The sequence below is a fragment of the Anaerolineales bacterium genome (assembly GCA_030583885.1).
Lineage (GTDB): Bacteria > Chloroflexota > Anaerolineae > Anaerolineales > Villigracilaceae > Villigracilis.
In genome coordinates this window covers 2,567,492-2,585,911 of sequence record CP129480.1, presented here as the reverse complement: position 1 = coordinate 2,585,911, position 18,420 = coordinate 2,567,492, and the positions used below count along the sequence as shown (strand labels likewise).

Here is an 18,420-nt window from a genome sequence, read left to right as displayed (position 1 = left end):
CGCATCTATGGCGAAGCATTTGGTTTTGGTGGCAGGGAATATCGGCGCGGGCAAAACGACGCTTACCGAACGCATCGGTACACGCCTCGGCTGGTGGACAGGATATGAATCTGTTGCCGACAACCCATACCTTTCCGATTTTTACGGGGATATGCATGCCTGGTCCTTTCATTTGCAGGTATTCTTTTTAGGACATCGCGCAGACCAATACCTGGAGGCGGCGCGCGATGCGCGTTCCGCCATTTTGGACAGAAGCATTTATGAAGATGCGCATATCTTCGCGCGCGCCCTGCATCACATGGGGAATTTAGGCGAGCGCGATTATCTGGCATACCGCAGGTTGTTTGATGTTGTCGTCAACGGCTTGCCGCGCCCCGACCTTTTGATCTATCTGAAAGCGCCGGTGTCTGTGTTACTGAACCGCATCCGCAGACGCGCAAGGAATATTGAAACCGGGATTACCCCCGAATACCTTTCGCTGCTGGATTCCTTTTATGATGAATGGCTCGGCTCCTTCGACCTCTGTCCTGTATTGACCATCCAGACGGATGATCTGGACTATGTGAACCATCCCGGCCACCTCGACCTGGTCACGCAACGGATTCAGGACAAACTGGCTGGAAAAGAAGTCATGGACCTGACGAAAAAGAAGCCTTTGTAATATGAGTGTCAACCTGCTTTCCACAATCCCTTTATTCGCCGCCCTGCCTCCAGAGGAGTTGGACGCGTTGCTCGCTTCCCTGGATGTATGCAAGCTTGAAGACCGCGAAATCCTTTTTCGTGAAGGCGACCCCGGCGAGCATTTTTATGTGGTCTTGAAAGGGATGCTGGAGGTGCTTATGGCGGAGGATACGCCGGATGAACTCCTGCTTAATGTTTTGTACGAGGGAGAATATCTCGGCGAGATGAGTCTTATCACGCCCGGAGGGCAGCGCACTGCCAGCGTGCGTGCCCGCGGAAAATCCACGCTGCTTTCAATGAGTCGCGCCCAATTCCTGACCATGACGAAGAAGCATCCGGAACTGGCGCTTTCGATGGTGCGTGTGTTAAGCCAGCGTCTGGATGCGACCAATACCGCCACCTTCCGAGACCTGACCGAGAAGAACCGTCAATTGCAAACTGCGTATGATGAATTGAAGGCGGCACAGGCGCAACTGATCGAAAAGGAACGCCTTGAACGCGAGCTGCAGGTTGCCGCCGACATCCAATTAAGCATCCTGCCCGACGTCCTGCCCGATTTCGATGAATTTGGATTCGGAGCGTGTATCCTGCCCGCCCGTCAGGTGGGAGGTGATCTGTACGATGTCTTTCCTCTCAAGGATAACCGCGTGGGAGTCTTGATCGGCGATGTGGCGGACAAAGGCGTACCGTCCGCCTTGTTCATGGCGCGCGCCCACGCGCTTATCATGGCGGAGGCGGATATTGGGCTGACAGCCGGGGAGGTGCTCCGTCTGGTGAATATGCACATCACGCGCCTGCAGAAATCGACCCAGTTTGTAACAGTATTGTATGGAATATTGGATTTGAAGACCCGCGAGTTTTCCTATGCGCGTGCCGGACATGAACCGCCTCTGTTGTTGCATGTGGACGGCAGCGTCGAGCGCATCCCGCACGGCACAGGCATGGCCCTTGGCTTGTGGGATGTGGTCACCCTGGACGAACGTTCAATTACATTGCTGCCCGGCGACACGTTGCTGCTTTATACGGACGGGATGACCGATTGCCGCAATCCAAAAGGCGAGCCTTTTGGATTGGAGCGCATTAAGAAAATATTGAGCGGTTACGCATATCTCAGTGCGCAACAGGTTTGCGACAATCTTTTGGAGATGTTGAAGAATTATCAAAGCGGCTCCAAGCAGGATGACGATGTTACGCTGGTTGCGGTTAATACGGCGAGCGCCGCGTCAACAATACGATTGAAAAAAGGCGATCAATAAACGACGACCTCCCGTTCGGGAGGTCGTCGTTTATTTCAATAATGCCTGTTCAAGGTCTGTGATCAAATCCTCCGCATTTTCAATCCCGACCGATAGGCGCACGAGACCGGGATCGACCTCCAGCGTGGAGCCTTGTGTGGAGAGATGCGTCATCGCCGCGGGGACTTCGATCAGCGACTCGACGCCACCCAATGATTCTGCCAGCGTAAATAATTTGGTGGATTCCGCGACCTTGACCGCCGCATCGCGTCCGTCCTTCATGATGAAGGAGATCATCCCGCCGCCATTCTTCATCTGCCGCTTCGCGATCTGGACTTGGGGGTGACTCTCGTGATATGGGTAGATCAGCCTGCTGACCTTTTTCTGCTTCTCCAAAAACGAAACAATTTTTTCCGAGTTTTCGGCGTGTCTGTCCATGCGGATGGGGAGCGTCTTGATGCCGCGCAACACGAGGAATGAGTCCATCGGTCCCGGCACGCCGCCGATGGCGTTTTGTAGATAGGCAAGTTGTTCGCCGAGTTCTATATCTTTTCCAACTATCGCGCCGCCGACCACATCCGAATGTCCTCCGAGATATTTGGTCATCGAGTGGACGACCAGATCCGCGCCCAGTTCGAGCGGACGTTGAAGATATGGTGTGGCGAAGGTGTTATCCACGACGAGGATCGGTTTGTTCGGGTGACTCTTCACCACTTCCGCCACCGCGCGGATGTCCGTGACTGCCAGCAGGGGATTGGTGGGAGTCTCCAGCCACACGATGCGGGTTTGCGCGGTCAAGGCGTCGGCGAGGTTCTCAGGATCGGTCGTGTCGGCAAATGTAAAGTCCAGACCGAAGCGGCGCAGGACTTTATCGAAGAGACGGAACGTCCCCCCGTACACGTCATTGCCAGCGACGACATGGTCGCCATTCGAGAGCAGGCGCAGGACCGTATCGGTTGCCGCCATGCCCGAAGCGAACGCCAGTCCCCACTGTCCGCTTTCAAGTTCAGCGAGACAATCCTGCAATGCCTTGCGGGTGGGGTTGAGCGTGCGCGAATACTCATACCCCTGTCGTGGTTTACCGATGCCGTCCTGCTTATACGTGGACGTGAGATAGACGGGTGTCATCACCGCGCCGTTGTTGGGGTCGGGCTCCTGCCCGGCGTGGATGGCGAGAGTTTCAAATTTCATTCATGCTCCTTTGGCGGGGCACAACAACATTGAGCCCCTACGGGTTATTTTGAAATCTTACCATCTTTTGCAACCCAAACGTCGGTGGCGAACCGCTCGATAAAACTGCGGTCATGGAGGATGGCAAGGATCGTCCCGTTGAAATTTTCCAGCGCTTCTTCAAAGTGTTCGTGCGAGGGGATGTCGAGATGGTTGATGGGTTCATCCAGGATCAGGAAGGTGCATCCCTGTGCGACGAGCAGCGCCAATTGCAAACGTGCTCGTTCGCCGAAGGAAAGTTCACCTGCGGGACGCAGAGCGGCATCCCCTTTGAAGAGGAAATAGTGGAGGAAGTTCCGCGTCTCTGTCTCGTTGATGCTTGATACGGCTTGGATGGTTTGTACGCCACTGAGGGCGGGATTCAGCAATTCCTGCTCCTGCGCAATGTAGCCGAGTTTGACCGCGCGGCCCAAACAGAACGATCCTGCCAGCGGGGCAATCTTGCCAACGATGGTGCGGATGAACGAGGTTTTGCCTGAGCCGTTCGCGCCCGTCAATACTACGCGCTGACCTGCGCGGATGAACAGGTTGATATCCGTAAGCAGCGGATTTTCCTGCGTGTAGCCAATTGAGAGCGAATCTGTGACGAGCACGTCCTTTGATTGATGTTCAGGTGTACCGAAATCGAGTTTGAGTTTCCATGAGCCGTGCGGCTTTTCGATTCTTTCTTCGGTGAGCAGGTGATCAATGCGGGCTTCGATATTCTTGGCGCGTCCCGCCACTCGTTTGGTGGCACGGTTGCCGAAGAAACCTTTGGCGAACTTGTCGCCGCCATCCGCTTTGCCGCCTTTCTTCATCACGGTCAAACTGCGGATGTGTCTTGCTGCGCGGCGCAATTGGGCGAGTTCATCCTGCTGGTCTTGATAGGCTTGCGCTTGTTTGTCGAATTCGAGTAATTTTTGTTCGAGGTAGTTGCTGTAATTGCCGTCGAATGCGCGGATGGTGTGCGTGACTGAATCCAATTCGAGAATCGCGGTAACCGTGTTATCCAAAAACGTGCGGTCGTGTGAGACAATGAGCGCCGCGCCATGGAAGCGCTTCAGCCAGTCTTCCAGCCATTCGAGCATTTCGATGTCGAGGTGGTTGGTGGGCTCGTCCAACAACAGCAAGTGTGGGTCTTCGAGCAGTACCTTGGCGAGCAGCAGGCGCGTCTTCTGTCCGCCGCTGAGGTGGGCGATAGGGGCGTCGGCGGGGAGGTGGGCAAGCCCTAATGGACCGAGGACGATGGACAGTAGACCGTGGGAAGATGACAGTTTATGAAGCGCGTCGTCGTATTTGGCTTGGAGGGCTGGGTCGTTTGGGTGTTGGGATAAGGCTTGGGCGAGGGACTCCACTTCGAGGGCTGGGTCGCTTTGGGAATCAGAATCAAGCCCAAGCGCGGAGTGAAGCGTCTGCCCGGGTTGGATTTCCATGCTTTGGGCGAGATAGCCGATCCGTAGATTTGGGCGCGTCGAAGCGACATTCCCCGAATCAGGATGTTCGAGACCCGCGAGGATGCGCATGAGGGTGGTCTTGCCCGAGCCATTGGCGCCGATCAGACCGATGCGCTCGCCTGTGCTGATATGGAAGTTGATGTTTTGTAGAACGGGCTGGATGCCGAAATGTTTTGAAAGGTTGTGGATACTAAGCATGATGACACCTGTGGTTTCGATACGCGCTTCGCGCTATTCAACCAACTTAAAAAGAACACCGAGGGCAAGCCTCGGCTGTGTGGAACGCCATAGGGAACTGCCCTGAACACTTTGGTTGGCTACAAGTTGTCTGTCATTCGCTGGATATCCTTTTCGACGGGCGGATTGTATCACTGTGGGGTAAACTTGTGAATTGTTTGCGCGTCCATCAATGGACGAAATTTACTGAAAAAAGTTCCAACCCGAGGTGAATATGACGAAGAAGATTTTAGCAGTGCTGGCGCATCCCGACGACGAGTCGTTTGGCTTGGGCGGGACGCTGGCGTTGTACGCAAAACGCGGATATGAAACGTATTACGTGTGCGCCACGCGCGGCGAGGCTGGCACGGTGGACGAGGAGCACCTGAACGGCTTCAAAGATACGGCGGAACTGCGCACGCACGAGTTGATGAACGCCGCGAAACATCTGGGTTTGAAGGAAGTTTTCTTTTTGGGCTACCGCGATTCAGGCATGCCCGGCATGGAGGAGAACAACCATCCCGATGCGCAGATCCAGCATCCCATCGAGGAAGTGGCGGGGAAGGTCGTGAAATATATCCGCGAGTTGAAGCCTGATGTGGTCATCACGTTCGACCCGATCGGCGGATACAGGCATCCCGACCATATCCACATCCACAAGGCGACGACCTTTGCCTTTGCAAATGCGGACAATGACTCTTTTTACCCCGAGGCGGGTGCGCCGTTCAAACCGCGCGCGCTGTATTACCAGGTTTTCCCGCGCTGGTTCCTGCGTGTGATGACGCGCATCATGCCCATTCTCGGCAAAGACCCGACCAAGTGGGGACGCAACGGCGACATTAACTTGAAGGAACTCGCCGAAGTGGATTTCCCTGTGCATGTGCGCGTGAACATCCGCTCTGTGGGCGAGGAGAAGCGGCTGGCGAGCGCGGCGCACGCTTCGCAAGGCGGCATTATGATGCGGCGCGGGCTGATGGGATTTATCACCAAGGTGTTCGGCGAAAAGGAGGATTTCATGCGCGCCTATCCGCTCGTGGACGGGAATTTTCGCAAAAAACATGATTTGTTTGATGGGATTTAGTGAAGCGGCTGGATTTTTTCCAACCGCCTCACTGTTATTTATGTATAATCAGGGAAACGGTCTGATTGTCTAGCGAAAGTGAGGTCACATGCCTGAACGAAGGACCACTCCGCGAAAGAATTTTCCTTTTTATATGCGGGTCCTGAACGACGATACACAGGAGCTTCTTGGCCACATGGTGGAGATCAGTTCCGTCGGACTGAAACTGGAGACAATAGCACCTCTACCCATCGATAAGGATTATTATCTTCGCCTTGAATTGACCGCCGACTTGGCGGATCTCCCCTATATCGTGCTGATCGCCCGCACAAAATGGTGCGAGCAGGATACCATCGAGCTGACCCTCTACCGCGTTGGCTTTGAGCTTGTGGAGATCATGCCCGAAGACAGGGATATTTTCGTTCGTATTCTGGAAAAGTTTGGCAAATAAATAGAAAAACGAAGTATAAGAAGTCCTGCTAAACACGGGACTTCTTTGTTTCGGGGGGCAGGTGCACGGTCCGGCACGAAGCGTATTTGCATGTATTTGGCGGTGGATTGGAAAGAAATTCCATTTCTGGCGCTTGCGTTATTAGAAATAATGTTCTAAAATATATCAACTTTATCCGTTTTTAGAAAAGGAGAATATTATGTCCAAACGCAATGTTGTCCACGTTGAGATCCCCGCCGCAAATGGGGAAGCCGCTGGAAAATTCTATGCCGGTCTATTCGGCTGGAAACTCCAGCATATACCTGACATGAATTACACCTTGTGGGAGGCGGCGGATGGGACGGGCGGCGGCTTCCCACAGATTTCCAAAGAAAACCCAGCCGGACAGGTGCTCGTTTATATTGGTAGCGATGATATCGAGACGGACTTGATGAATGTGGAAAAACTTGGCGGAAAAATCCTGTATAAAAAACAGAGATCCCCGGTTTTGGCTGGATGGGGGGTTTTTCAGGACCCAACCTGGAACGTGCTTGCTTTGTATACGAGCATGAATCCCTCAGAGTAGGCAGGTGCATCATGTCTTCGGATGAAACGGTTCTTGCTCTTAACCCCGACCCGACGAAGCAGGCTGTCCGCATTGAGAAAGCAAAATACGATATTGTCCGCAGGGCGATTCTTGAGAATCTGCAGGCCTTCGGCCCCATGACGTTTATGAAATTAGGCGGGCTTGTCGCGGATCAGTTGCAAGAGGATTTTGACGGGTCGATTTCGTGGTATTACACCACCGTAAAGCTGGACATGGAGGCACGCGGCGAACTTCGCCGCGTGCCGAAGTCCAGGCCACAATTGGTAGAATTGAATGCGGGGAAATAATCATGTATGCAATGACGGGAAAATTGATCGCACGGGACGGGAAACGCGCCCAACTTGCAGAAATCCTGAAACAAGCCGCACAGGTTGTGGCAGCCATCCCTGAATGTCAAATGTACATTGTAAGTGAAGACCTTTCCAATTCAACCCATCTTTGGGTGTTTGAAATTTGGGACAGCAGGGATGCGCATGATGCATCCCTGGGCAACGAGCAGGTGCACGCTCTTATCGCGCAGGCAAGACCACTGCTTGCGGCCGCGCCAGACGGCGTAGAATTATTTCCAATTGGCGTACATGGATTAAACCATTCCATTGCTTGACGCAGATTGAGCGCGGTGGTATCCTTGCGCGCAATGTTCAACCTTTTGATCGTGGATACAAACACCAATTCCAACCTCACCAATTCAGCGGCGGGGTTTTGGTTGTTGTCGGGTGAACAGGAGCAGATTTGACCTTACCAGATACACCAAACGCCCCGATGCTCGGGGCGTTTTTCTTAAGGAGAAGAAAGCATGTCCACTTCCAACACCACCCCGGTCTTTGCTGTTGACGAACAGAACCTTATTCCTGTCAACAACCATCTCAAACAAATGATGGAAATCCCGCCTTCACGCATGTTCCTTATCAACAAATCATTGAAGGTATATCAGGAAAAGAATCCCGACTCGGCGGTTTATGATGCTTCACAAGGCGATGGAGGCGCATCATTGCCTGGAACTCCCAAACCGATCCTCGAACGCGCGCTTCAACTCCAGCTCGAGCATGGGACGTCCTACGATATGCCCTTCGGCACAGACGCCTATCGCAAGTCCGTGATCGAGCAATATTGGAAACTGGATTCCTCCTCAGGCCGGGGACCCGCCAACGTGCTCGGCACTGCGGGCGGACGCGATGCGCTCATCAAAGCCTATCAAGCCATGCTGGCGCTCGGTCACGGACGTCAGGGCGACCTCGTTATGGTCTCGCGCGTCCCGTGGATCTCCTACAACTGGGGACCATACGGAGTCGGTGCGAACGTCCTCTGGGCGCCGGGCGACCCCGCACAGGGATGGGCGTATTCTGAAGATGCGATTCGTGAAAGCGTGAAGTTTGCCGAGTCAAAAGGGCGCAAACTCGCAGGTCTCATCATCACCAATCCCGATAACCCCACTGGCTTGACCATAACCGTTGAAAAACAAGTTTCGCTCGCCAAGGCTGCATTGGAAGCCGGCGTCGCCTTTGTGCTCTTCGATTGGATGTATCACTACGTCACGGATGCATCTGCCATGGACTTGAATTCCTTCCTCAAGAACTTCACCCCCGAAGAGCGGATGCGTATCATGTTCCTCGATGGCATCACCAAATCACTCGGCGGTTCCAACATCCGCAATTGTCATTTGATCGCAGATGAAGCCGTGATCAAATTCATCACCGCCCGCGCCTCGCATGGGGTCATCCCCTCGTTCTATTCACTCGCCGTCGCCATGGCGGCCTACGAAATGGGATTTGCCGAAGCCGCCAGAACCATCATCGAGCCAACCAATGCCAGCCGTGTGGTCTTGAAGAAACTCCTAGCCGAAAGCGGACTGCAGCACATCATCGGGAAGGGTTATTATGCCTTCATGAACGTCGGCGAGTTCATCAAAGCAAAGGGATGGGCAGACAGCGAGCCGCTTGGCCAATACCTGGCGGAAAATCACGGTGTTGCCATTGTCCCCGGTGCGTTCTTCTCACCCTTCGGCAGCGAGTGGGTCCGCTTCTCCTATGCCACCCCTGCTGAACGGACAGAAGGGGCATTCCAGCGATTGATGGAAGGCTTGAACGCGCTGAAATACTAATTTCCCAAAATAATCTGCTGGTTCGGTGATTGGCAAAGCCGCCGTATCGAAATCACTAGCTCACTTATCGCCTATCCCTGTTTATCTCCGTTTATCTGTGGTTAAAAAGACTATGCCATCACAAAAATTCGCCGACAAATACCTTCTTGCAGTGGAGCAAGCCATCAAAGAAAGACCGCTGGGCGGACTCAACGGTTTTGAACAGGAGTGGAACCTTCTGGATGCTGAGTTGCGTCCCCTGCTCACCGTCGGCGCGGGTCCCAGCCGTCAATCCTTTGTGGATTACCTGCGCGCCGAGTGCATCCCGCACTGGCAGGCACAGTTCAGTCAACTCGAGATCTTTCACTGGATGGTCGAGTGGGCAACGCGTCCGTATTACAGTCCGCGCGGGACGATCTTTGAAGCGCGCCTCATCGAAGCTTCGCTCATCAACGCACTGCATCGTGCAAGTGTCAACTTCGGTGATCGTTTGCATTACTGGCATGGAAACCTCCTATTCCTCACGGAGATCAGCCATCATTCCATCCCTGATAGTTGGGAGATCGCGAAGCGCCGTTATCTCAAAAAATGTGTTGATCTGTATGGCGATACGCTTGCAACCGCGGGCATTCACAGCAACCTCTCCCTGCCCGATCCGCTCTTTGCATGGGATTTCATGCATCTTTCATCGAGTGAACGCGGCGATACACATCTTGATGAGTTCAAATCGGAATTCTATATAACGGCAACGCGCCTCCTGCGCGCGTTTGCCAGCCTGTTCATTGCGACCGCTGCGTCCACGCCGATGCAGGCTCAGGTCAGGGATGGACGCGCGGTGGTTGTCCTCACCGGGCATGATTCGGTCCGTAATCTCACCTTCCCCAATCCGCGCGAGCTTGATCTCCCTGATCTCTACCGTTCGTACAACGATTACCTGCAGCTCTCTTATGACCTCGTGCGCCGCGGCATGCGTTTCGGAAATAACAACTGGACTCCTGTGCGCGCGCGTTCATTTGCGGAGCCGGTCGAGCGGTTGATCTCCACCACAAGTGACGAGTTGACGCATCTTTATACCCGCGGCCTGTTTGCCGTGGGGCAGGCGGCGCCTCCCGAGGAGATGGCCCTGCAGATCGAAAAACAGAATCTCATGGCACGCATTAACCTGCCGATGGGGCGCGTCGAAATCCGCGTGGATGATGGCGGCCACAGCCTCGATCTGGATATTGCGAATCTGACCCTTAAACACCTTCTGCTTTTGCGCATCTATTCAGATCCGCAGTTTGCACGTGGTTTCCGATACGACCGCGAAGACATCGCCCGCGCCCGGGCCAACGAGACCCTCGCCGCGAAATTCAGCATGCGCGCCGAGATCGAAAATCCGCTGACTGCCAAGCCAACGGGCATGCGCGATTTCCTCAAATGGACACTTAATGAAGTCAGGCCGTTGGCTGAGGCATTGAACTTGTGGAACGATTTACATCCCCTCGTCGAAATGTCCGAAGGTGCCCGCAGCACTGCTGAAAAAATCCGTGCCCGCCTGCAAAGTCAATTGGGCGGCGGCAGCGAGGTGCCGCTGGATGTTTTGAAGGAGATTCATTTTGAGCGCGAAGCGCAGGTCAAAAGCGATGTGGAACGGATTGCATCTGATTACAAGATGCTCGGCGGTGACGCATCCAGGATCGCGGAATTCCTTCAGCGCGGGCGTGACGCGGCGAGGCAGTCATCTCAAACGCCAATCCAATTTCGCCCGCGTGCCCAGGCGGTTATTGAAGTTTCCTATCCGGATAAAACCAGCGAAATTCTTGATCTCGCCCAGCAATTGATTCGCATTCCGTCTGTTACGGCCAGTCCTGACGAACGCCATGATGAAGTCCATCGCGCAGGTTCATTGATCGATGATTACCTGCGAAATGTCGGCCTGGACGTAAAATTCTTTGATGGAAAATATCCCGCAGTATATGCGGCCTTTCCGCCGTTCACCTCCCGTCCGCACGAGAACCATCAACCCCTGATTCTGTTAACAGGTCACTTTGACGTTGTCGAACCCGAACCTGACGATTCGCAATTTACCCCGTATATCGAGGGGGATTATCTCTGGGGCCGTGGCGCAGCGGACATGAAAACCGTTGTAGCGACCTATATGGTGTGGATGAAGGATATGCTGAAATCGGGAGCGCCATCCCCCAATATTTCATTACTGCTGGTCGGTAACGAAGAAAATGGTGAAGCGGAGGAGTGGGGAACGCCGCATGTGCTGAAGGAATTAAATCTCATCCCCTCGTTGTTCGTCGCAGGCGAGCGGACAGGTGAAAAAGGCGACGAGCTCTTCGGCGAAATCTGCGTGGAGAATCGCGGCGTGATGCGCTTTGATGTCATCGCACGAGGAGCAAAAGGTCACAGCGGCGTGGCAGGCACAGGCGACTTGAGCGAAAAACTCATCGCCGCGCGTTCTGCGTTGAATGAAATCTTTTCCAAGCACCTCACACTGAAATCATCCGATGGCTGGCAATCGCAGGCGAAATTCCCGTTCATCAATGTCGGAACGCCGGGCGTGTACAACGTCACAGCCGGGGAGGGGATTCTCGGCGTGGAAATCCGTCCCATCCCGCAGGATGATGTCGAAGGGTTAAGGTCGCAGGTCGAAGCGTATTGCGAATCCAACGGACTGGAAGTCAACTTTTCGGTGATGGAAAACGGCGTGGCGTGCGACCCGAATACCCCGGCGTTGAAAGCGCTCATCCAAGCGGTCAAACAGGCGTCGGGTGGGAATGAACCGAGGATCGGGAAGAAGTTACCCGGTACCAGCGCGAGATTCGCCCCCGGCGGACAAGCCGTCGTCTGGGGTCAGTCGGGGATCGGTCCCCATGCAAAGAACGAGGCGCACTTCATCCCCAGCATCGAGCCGTATTACAAATCGCTGAACGAGTTGGCAAAGTTGTGGAAGTAAGATAACTCTCGGGCCTGCTATAAAAAGACAGGTCTGAGGGTTATTGTGCACCCTCGAACAATGCCTTGGAGAAAATTCATCATGTTAAAGATGGATTTTATTTAAGGCACTGTCAGCAAGTTCTTTAAGAGGAATTTCTGCTCAAGTCGTCGAGAACAATCTTGTTTAGAATACTTTTCGATATCTACTTAAGCCGCTGACTTTCCTGTTGCAAGCTCGGATTTCCTTTCGGTTAGCATAAACGCGATGGCAAGCCCTGCTGCAACTGCAAAGGTGGAAAAGATAAAAGTAGTTGTATAGCTTCCCACCAGAGATTTCAAGAAAATACCCGATAGCGCGGCGAGACCATACGCTTGATAGACGACGCCATAATTCGACGCATAGCGGTAGGAGCCAAATTCCTGATTTGTGAAAGTTGGAAATAAAGCCAGGAAACCGCCATAACCGACAGCCACGCCAATAACACCAAGGTAGAAGAACAGTTTAATTTGGGCTAAAAAGCTCAAGAACAATAAAGAGAGAATGGTGATTGTAAATATCCCTTTGAATACCTTCAATGTGCCAAGCTTGTCAGACAACGAGCCAGACACAAGCCTGCTGCCGGCATTGGAAATAGCCAGAATGGATATCACTGAGGTTGCGGCTACAGCCTCAAGCCCCGCCACCTCAATCCCAATATTCTTGGCGGCGCCAAGAACAAGCAAACCAGGTATGACTGCAAGCCAGTACATAACCCAAATCAGCTTAAACTTCCTCGTCTTAACCATCTCGGCAGTTGTGTAATCCCCTTCACCCTTTTCCCCGGCTTTCTTAACAAAGCCTACAGGGTTATTTGTGAGCAGGGCGCCAACCAAGATTACGCCCATGGAAATCATCCCCAGATATAAGAAGGCACCAGACACATCTGTAATCGTTAAAAAGTTTGAGATAACCCATTGAAAAATAATGCTGCCGCCGCCGAACACACCCACCGATAAACCTGTAATCATGCCGCGATTTTTTGGGAACCACTTGATTAATGTTGACAATGGGCAGACATATACAAATCCAACCCCTGCCCCAGACAACACACCGTAGGTTAAATACAATAGAATCGGCGAGGTAACGAACGAGGATAAAATCAGACCGCCGCCGTACAACAAGCCGCCGATAACCAACGCAATCCTCGGTCCCTTTCTGTCAACCAACCACCCCGAAAACAATGTACTGAACGCGAAGACAAACTGGGCTAACGCGTAAGGAACCAAAATCTCATTAGGTCCCCATCCCCTTTCCACTTCAAGGGCTCTCCCAAATATGCTCCATGCGTACAAACCCGCAATTGTCACTTGCGCAAGCAAGGCGCCTATTAATACTACGTACCTATTTTTTATTGTCCACATATTTTCTCCTCAAAATTAGTGAATACCGCAATTCGGCGCTGGATGCTATCACACTCAAGGCGTTTGTCATAGCGCGGATTCCGGCAGCAGCATGGCTTTTCCGCGGCTTTCTTCTCTTCCTTTTTCGGCTCCCTGGTGATTTGTACGGCTTGAAAGGGATGCGATTGCCGTTCCCGAACATCGATCAATGAAATGACAAGGAATGATAATCCAGCGATTGCCGGGTTTTGCAGGCTGGAGAAAAAACGCCGGGCGTACGCGCTGGCGTTTTTTGAAGATACCATACTATTCAGGTTTACTTAGATTGATTTACAATAGTCGGTATGACATGGAAACCATCATACCTAACCCGAGAACAAATGGAAGAAAGACGGCTTGAAGGTGGACGGCTGTTGAAAGCTGGAAAAATGTCAAAAGCCGAAATCTCAAGACACCTCGGAGTAAGCCGGGCCACGGTCGGCCAATGGGCCAGAATCATAGAAACAAAAGGTATGCGCGGACTCCAAAAAAGAAAAGCGGCTGGTAGCGAGCCGAAGTTGAGTAATCCACAAAAGCAAAGCTTAAAGAGGAAGCTGGAACGAGGGGCTTTGGCGAATGGATATCCAACTGATCGCTGGACATTGGACCGTGTCCAAAAATTGATCAAAAGAGAATTTGATGTCACTTATCATCCGAATTACCTCAATCGATTGTTGCGCAAACTAGGTTTCAGTCCACAAAAGCCAATGCCACAGGCTATTGAACAGGAAAAAGAGTTAGTGGAAGCTTGGTTGCTAGGAGATTGGCCAAGGATAAAAAAAGTCACATCGTCTCAAAGCAAAAATCGTATTTTGGGATGAATTTGGGTTCTCCTTTCAAGAAATATTGGCTACGACGTGGGCTCGGACTGGCAAGAGACCCGTTTTTCGACGGGTAACCAAAGATCGTCGAGCGCTATCGACAGCCGTAGCGCTGACACTTACAGGCAAGATCTACAAGAAATGTTTTGAAGGTTCGATAAAAAGCGATAACTTGATTGAGGCACTTGAACACCTCCGTAGGCAGGTACCTGGAAAAATCATCTTGATCTGGGATCGAGCCCGTATTCATCTTAGCAAGCTCACCAAAGCTTATCTCTGCCAGCATCCTGAGATCATGATTGAAGAGTTACCTGCTTACGCTCCACAGCTCAATCCGGAAGAGTATTGTCACGGAAATGTTAAACAACATCTCAGAAATGCTCGTCCAACTTCTAAAGAGGAGATTCGCTCAATGCTTGATCGTGGTTTTGCTCGCTTGCGTCGTCGACCAGACTTACTTCTTGGCTTCTTTCATGCCGCCGGTCTTTCTGTTAGGCAACTTCAGTTAACCTGAATAACAAGCTCGACTTGCATGTCTAGTGCGTTCACTTTAGAACCTGAAATGGATAAAAATCCGCCCGAAGTTCTTGTCGTCCTTCTCTACGCGGTGATACAGTTTTTTGATGTGATTTTGATTTAAAAAACGCATGACTTTTTTCTTGAGCTGTCCGCTGCCCTTGCCGGGAATGATCTCGACCAGTGCGATCTTCCTGTCAATGGCTTCCTCCACGATGCGGTTCAATTCCGCATCGATCTTGTCTCCGCGATTGTAGATCTCATGCAGGTCGAGCTTTAATTTCGCCATTATTTCTTCTTCGGCAGGAAATCGAACGGTGGACGCTGGTTCAACTTCATCAAGTGTGCGCCCATTTCGTTCACGTGCAATGCGGTCAGAGAGCCGGTATCGCAGCCCAGCCTCTGGAACTGGTCGAGCGGCATACCGAGAAAATGTGCCACCGCCAGCTTGATCGGGTCGGCGTGGAAAACAACCGCAACAACATCCTTTGGTTTACTATGCGCGTGAACGATTCCCTCCAACACATTCACGATGCGCAATTGACATTCGGGAAACGACTCGCCTTCGGGAAACCGAAACCGCGACGGGGCGTTCTGGATGATCTTCCACGACCTGGTCAGCCGCATGACCTTCCACGAACGCCCCTGCCATTTGCCGATGTGCGTATCCTTCAGGTCGGGTTCCTCGATGATCTTCAACTTATGCGACCCGCCAATCGGACCCGCTGTTTCCATTGCCCGATCCAGGGGACTGGAATACACTACCCTTAGCGGGACATCCTTCAACGCCTCTGCCAGCGCCTGAGCCTGTTTCTGTCCCCTTTCATTGAGATGCACGCCCGGAATGTGTCCTGCCATTTTTCCCGTCTTGACATAATCATTCTCGCCGTGGCGGATTAATAATAATAAAGTCATTACTTGATTTTCCTCTTCATTTCCTGGATTTGTTCCTCGCTCATATCGGGAATATTCTCCACCTTCGTGATTCCCAATGCTTTGCGCTGTGCCTCTCGCCACATCTCCAGACGGGACTTGACCTGTGACTCATAGCCTTCTTCCGATGGCGAATAAAAATATGTGCCGAGCAGCCGCTTGGGGAGATATTGCTGGGGTGTAAAGTGACCCTCGAACTCGTGCGGGTAGACGTAATCCCTGCCGTGTCCCATTGCGGCGGCATCGCGGTTGCCGTCCATGAGGTGGCGTGGCACGGAAGTTTGACCCTCTTCCTCGATCTTCTTCATTGCTTTGAAATATGCCCCCGCCGTGTTGGATTTGGGCGCGGCGGCGAGATACAACGTCGCTTCGACGATGGGATATATCCCTTCAGGCAGGCCAATATAATCAAAGGCTTGTGCGGCGGATGATGCCACTACCAGCCCCATCGGGTCTGCCAGTCCAATGTCCTCGCCTGCCAGAATGATCAATCGGCGGATGATGAATTTCGGGTCTTCGCCGGCGTAGATCATTTTTGCGAGCCAGTATAGGGCGGCGTCCGGGTCGGAGCCGCGCACAGATTTGATGAATGCGGAGATGGTGTCGTAATGTGCGTCGCCATCCTTGTCGTAGAGTACGGCTCTCTGCTGGATGGATTCCTGGGCCACATCCAGTGTAATGTGTATGACTCCATCGCTATCTGGCGTTGTGGATTCCACCGCCAATTCCAGCGCATTGAGCGCATTCCGTGCATCGCCGGATGCAACTTCAATTAAGTGGGATCGGGCCGCGAGGTCCAGATTGATGCGTTTGTTGCCGTAGCCGCGTTCCGTGTCCACGAGGACTCGGTCAAGCAAAATGCCGGTCTCCGCCTGGTTCAAATTGCGAAGTTGAAATACCCGCGAGCGGGAGATCAATGCCTTAATGACTTCGAAATATGGATTTTCAGTGGTCGCGCCAATGAGCGTAAATGTGCCGTTCTCGACGTGGGGCAGAAGGGCATCCTGTTGCGCCTTGTTCCATCTGTGAACTTCGTCCACAAAGAGGATGGTGCGTTCGTTGTGGAGGCGCCTGCGTTCAAGGGCTTGGTCAATGACAACGCGCAGGTCTGCTTTTCCTGCAAGGATGGCGGAGATGGTGACGAAGTGACTCTTTGTGGTATTTGCAATCACCTGTGCGAGGGTGGTCTTGCCCGTACCGGGCGGTCCCCACAAAATGATGGATGAGAAAAGCCGGTCCGCTTCGATGGCTCGGCGCAGGAGTTTGCCCTGGCCTACAATATGCTCCTGCCCGATGTATTCATCGAGGGTGCGTGGACGCATCCGTGCGGCAAGAGGAGCTTCCTGTTTCATGCGTTCGCGCATGGCATGGTCGAAGAGATCAGGCATGTATTGATTCTACCATGCGGGTTTTTGGGAATATAAAAAGGCACACATGGCGCGCCCAGGAGGGAATCAGGGTTAGAAGGATGCGATTGCTGTTTGCAGGCCGGAATGGATCTCAACGTACATGTCGAAGCCGGCCGTCTCGAGCGTCTTTCTTGACTGTTCCGACGGTTTAAGTAATTTTAGATGTGGCGATTTGTAGGTTCCCCCGCTGATGCCCTTGCGGAGTTGGTCATCGTCAATGTCTTTGTTGGGGGCGCGAAGCCGGTTGAAGATTACATGCAGCGCACGCAACCCCGCGCTGCTGACAAAGACTGCGTGTGACAGATCGACGAGGATACGGCGGGCACCGTTATTTATCAGACCTTCCATTTCGGCCTGAAAGGTTTCGTAGGAGGCCGAGTCGATATTCCCGTCCACGTGAACGACGGTAACGGGGACCCTGCCCGTTTCGGTCCTTGTTTTTAATTCCTTTTGCCATCTCCTCTAAAGCTTGAAAATAAATTGGATGTGCCTTGCAGGATATATATTTTATCCTGAAATTGGGCTTAGGCGTTCGGGGTTTCGCTTGTGGTCCGGGCATGGGACTGGTTGACAATATAGATGCCGGCCAGGGCGATTGCTCCCCCCAGCCATTGCAACGTGGCGGGCACCTCTCCAAGCAGGGGAATGGCAAGTATGGCCGTCAGGATGGGCTGCCCGATCAATGTGGGCGCAACGATCGATGCTGGCAAATGACCCAGTGCATAGGAAATTGCAAGATACCCTATCATTTGCGAGACGACGGCTGTTGCCAAAAAAATCATCCAGGTCTGCAGCGAATAATTCACAAGCTGATGTCCCAGAACGAGATTCATGATCAGCATCCCGATCGTGGCGCTGATGCCCACAAACCATATATAACGAAGCGGGTCGATGTGCCTGCGCCCACGCTGGGTGACGATCTGATAGGATGCGTAAAAGATGGCGGCTGTGCTTGCCATGAGATCGCCAAGCCCAAGGGTGGGGTGGCGCAGATAGTCGCTCCCCATGACAAGTGCAGCCCCGGTCAATGCAAGTATCAGTCCGGCCCAAAACGTATGGCGTAATTTCTCACGGAAAATAAAAAGCGCGCTGAGTGCGACCCATAGCGGCGAAGTATTTCCAAGCAGGGTGGCGTTTGCAGCGGTCGTGTACTGGAGCGAAGAATTCCAAAAGGCAAAGTCGAAGGCCGTGAATATGCCGGCAACCAGGGGAAAGATCAGATATTGTTTGTCGATGCTTTCCAGTTGTTTTTGTTGTCGGATAAAAAGAGGGGTTAGCAGGATTGTGGAAATCAGCAGACGATAGAAGCCGGTGACGGTGCCGGGCGCATCCGCCCAGCGCACGAACATGGCGGAAAGGCTCAACGCAAGGATGCCCACCGCAAGGGCGATGTATGCAAATAGCCGGGTTTGGGTCATCGGG

The 18,420-nt window shown here is 52.8% G+C and carries 18 protein-coding genes and 1 pseudogene; 11 read left to right on the top strand and 8 right to left on the bottom strand.

Annotation, left to right across the window (positions count from 1 at the left end):
• Positions 1-7: 7 nt before the first annotated feature.
• Entirely contained in the window at positions 8-661 is a 654-nt protein-coding gene (locus QY332_12870; protein ID WKZ34505.1) for a deoxynucleoside kinase, read from the top strand.
• Between the two features lies 1 nt (position 662).
• On the top strand, positions 663-1,937 hold the full coding sequence (locus QY332_12865) for a SpoIIE family protein phosphatase (GenBank protein WKZ34504.1): 1,275 nt from the start codon (positions 663-665) through the stop codon (positions 1,935-1,937).
• 30 nt (positions 1,938-1,967) lie between these two features.
• Here the strand turns inward: QY332_12865 and QY332_12860 are convergent, their stop codons facing one another.
• Together QY332_12860 and QY332_12855 are read right to left on the bottom strand one after the other, a co-directional pair.
• The gene (locus QY332_12860; GenBank protein WKZ34503.1) at positions 1,968-3,107 is read right to left on the bottom strand and encodes a cystathionine gamma-synthase; all 1,140 of its coding nucleotides are present in this window, start codon (positions 3,105-3,107) and stop codon (positions 1,968-1,970) included.
• Positions 3,108-3,151: 44 nt separating this feature from the next.
• Positions 3,152-4,777, bottom strand: coding sequence for an ABC-F family ATP-binding cassette domain-containing protein (locus tag QY332_12855; protein ID WKZ34502.1), 1,626 nt, complete (start codon positions 4,775-4,777; stop codon positions 3,152-3,154).
• Between the two features lie 253 nt (positions 4,778-5,030).
• Here QY332_12855 and QY332_12850 point away from each other — a divergent pair, with 253 nt between their 5' ends.
• The 7 genes from QY332_12850 to QY332_12820 all read left to right on the top strand — a co-directional run bounded on the left by QY332_12850 (position 5,031) and on the right by QY332_12820 (position 11,919).
• Complete coding sequence (locus tag QY332_12850; GenBank protein WKZ34501.1) at positions 5,031-5,876, top strand: PIG-L family deacetylase; 846 nt, start codon at positions 5,031-5,033, stop codon at positions 5,874-5,876.
• An 88-nt stretch (positions 5,877-5,964) separates the two neighbouring features.
• The gene (locus QY332_12845) at positions 5,965-6,306 is read left to right on the top strand and encodes a PilZ domain-containing protein (protein WKZ34500.1); all 342 of its coding nucleotides are present in this window, start codon (positions 5,965-5,967) and stop codon (positions 6,304-6,306) included.
• 199 nt (positions 6,307-6,505) lie between these two features.
• A complete protein-coding gene (locus QY332_12840) occupies positions 6,506-6,871 on the top strand; it encodes a hypothetical protein (GenBank protein WKZ34499.1) in 366 nt (121 codons plus the stop codon).
• An 11-nt stretch (positions 6,872-6,882) separates the two neighbouring features.
• On the top strand, positions 6,883-7,179 hold the full coding sequence (locus tag QY332_12835) for a hypothetical protein (protein WKZ34498.1): 297 nt from the start codon (positions 6,883-6,885) through the stop codon (positions 7,177-7,179).
• Positions 7,180-7,181: 2 nt separating this feature from the next.
• Complete coding sequence (locus tag QY332_12830) at positions 7,182-7,496, top strand: putative quinol monooxygenase (protein WKZ34497.1); 315 nt, start codon at positions 7,182-7,184, stop codon at positions 7,494-7,496.
• Positions 7,497-7,688: 192 nt separating this feature from the next.
• Entirely contained in the window at positions 7,689-8,993 is a 1,305-nt protein-coding gene (locus QY332_12825) for an aminotransferase class I/II-fold pyridoxal phosphate-dependent enzyme (protein WKZ34496.1), read from the top strand.
• A 112-nt stretch (positions 8,994-9,105) separates the two neighbouring features.
• Entirely contained in the window at positions 9,106-11,919 is a 2,814-nt protein-coding gene (locus QY332_12820) for a M20/M25/M40 family metallo-hydrolase (GenBank protein ID WKZ34495.1), read from the top strand.
• Positions 11,920-12,107: 188 nt separating this feature from the next.
• Here the strand turns inward: QY332_12820 and QY332_12815 are convergent, their stop codons facing one another.
• Positions 12,108-13,301 carry an OFA family MFS transporter gene (locus QY332_12815; protein ID WKZ34494.1) on the bottom strand — a complete coding sequence of 398 codons (1,194 nt, stop codon included), beginning with the start codon at positions 13,299-13,301 and terminating at the stop codon, positions 12,108-12,110.
• Between the two features lie 359 nt (positions 13,302-13,660).
• On the opposite strand from QY332_12815, the gene QY332_12810 reads away from it, so the two are divergent.
• On the top strand, positions 13,661-14,140 hold the full coding sequence (locus QY332_12810; GenBank protein WKZ34493.1) for a winged helix-turn-helix domain-containing protein: 480 nt from the start codon (positions 13,661-13,663) through the stop codon (positions 14,138-14,140).
• Positions 14,141-14,165: 25 nt separating this feature from the next.
• Positions 14,166-14,654 (top strand): transposase, encoded by a 489-nt coding sequence (locus tag QY332_12805; protein WKZ34492.1) that lies wholly within the window; start codon positions 14,166-14,168, stop codon positions 14,652-14,654.
• 36 nt (positions 14,655-14,690) lie between these two features.
• Here QY332_12805 and QY332_12800 read toward each other — a convergent pair whose 3' ends face one another.
• The 5 genes and pseudogenes from QY332_12800 to QY332_12780 form a co-directional block, all read right to left on the bottom strand.
• Positions 14,691-14,945: a Smr/MutS family protein gene (locus tag QY332_12800; protein WKZ34491.1), complete on the bottom strand. Its 255-nt coding sequence runs from the start codon at positions 14,943-14,945 to the stop codon at positions 14,691-14,693.
• A complete protein-coding gene (locus QY332_12795; protein ID WKZ34490.1) occupies positions 14,945-15,571 on the bottom strand; it encodes a histidine phosphatase family protein in 627 nt (208 codons plus the stop codon). The genes QY332_12800 and QY332_12795 overlap by 1 nt, the downstream gene beginning before the upstream one ends.
• Complete coding sequence (locus QY332_12790) at positions 15,571-16,977, bottom strand: AAA family ATPase (GenBank protein WKZ34489.1); 1,407 nt, start codon at positions 16,975-16,977, stop codon at positions 15,571-15,573. The genes QY332_12795 and QY332_12790 overlap by 1 nt, the downstream gene beginning before the upstream one ends.
• 72 nt (positions 16,978-17,049) lie before the next feature.
• Positions 17,050-17,400: pseudogene (locus tag QY332_12785) on the bottom strand (STAS domain-containing protein).
• 122 nt (positions 17,401-17,522) lie between these two features.
• Positions 17,523-18,416, bottom strand: a complete 894-nt coding sequence (locus tag QY332_12780; protein ID WKZ34488.1) for a DMT family transporter — start codon at positions 18,414-18,416, stop codon at positions 17,523-17,525.
• Positions 18,417-18,420: the final 4 nt, after the last annotated feature.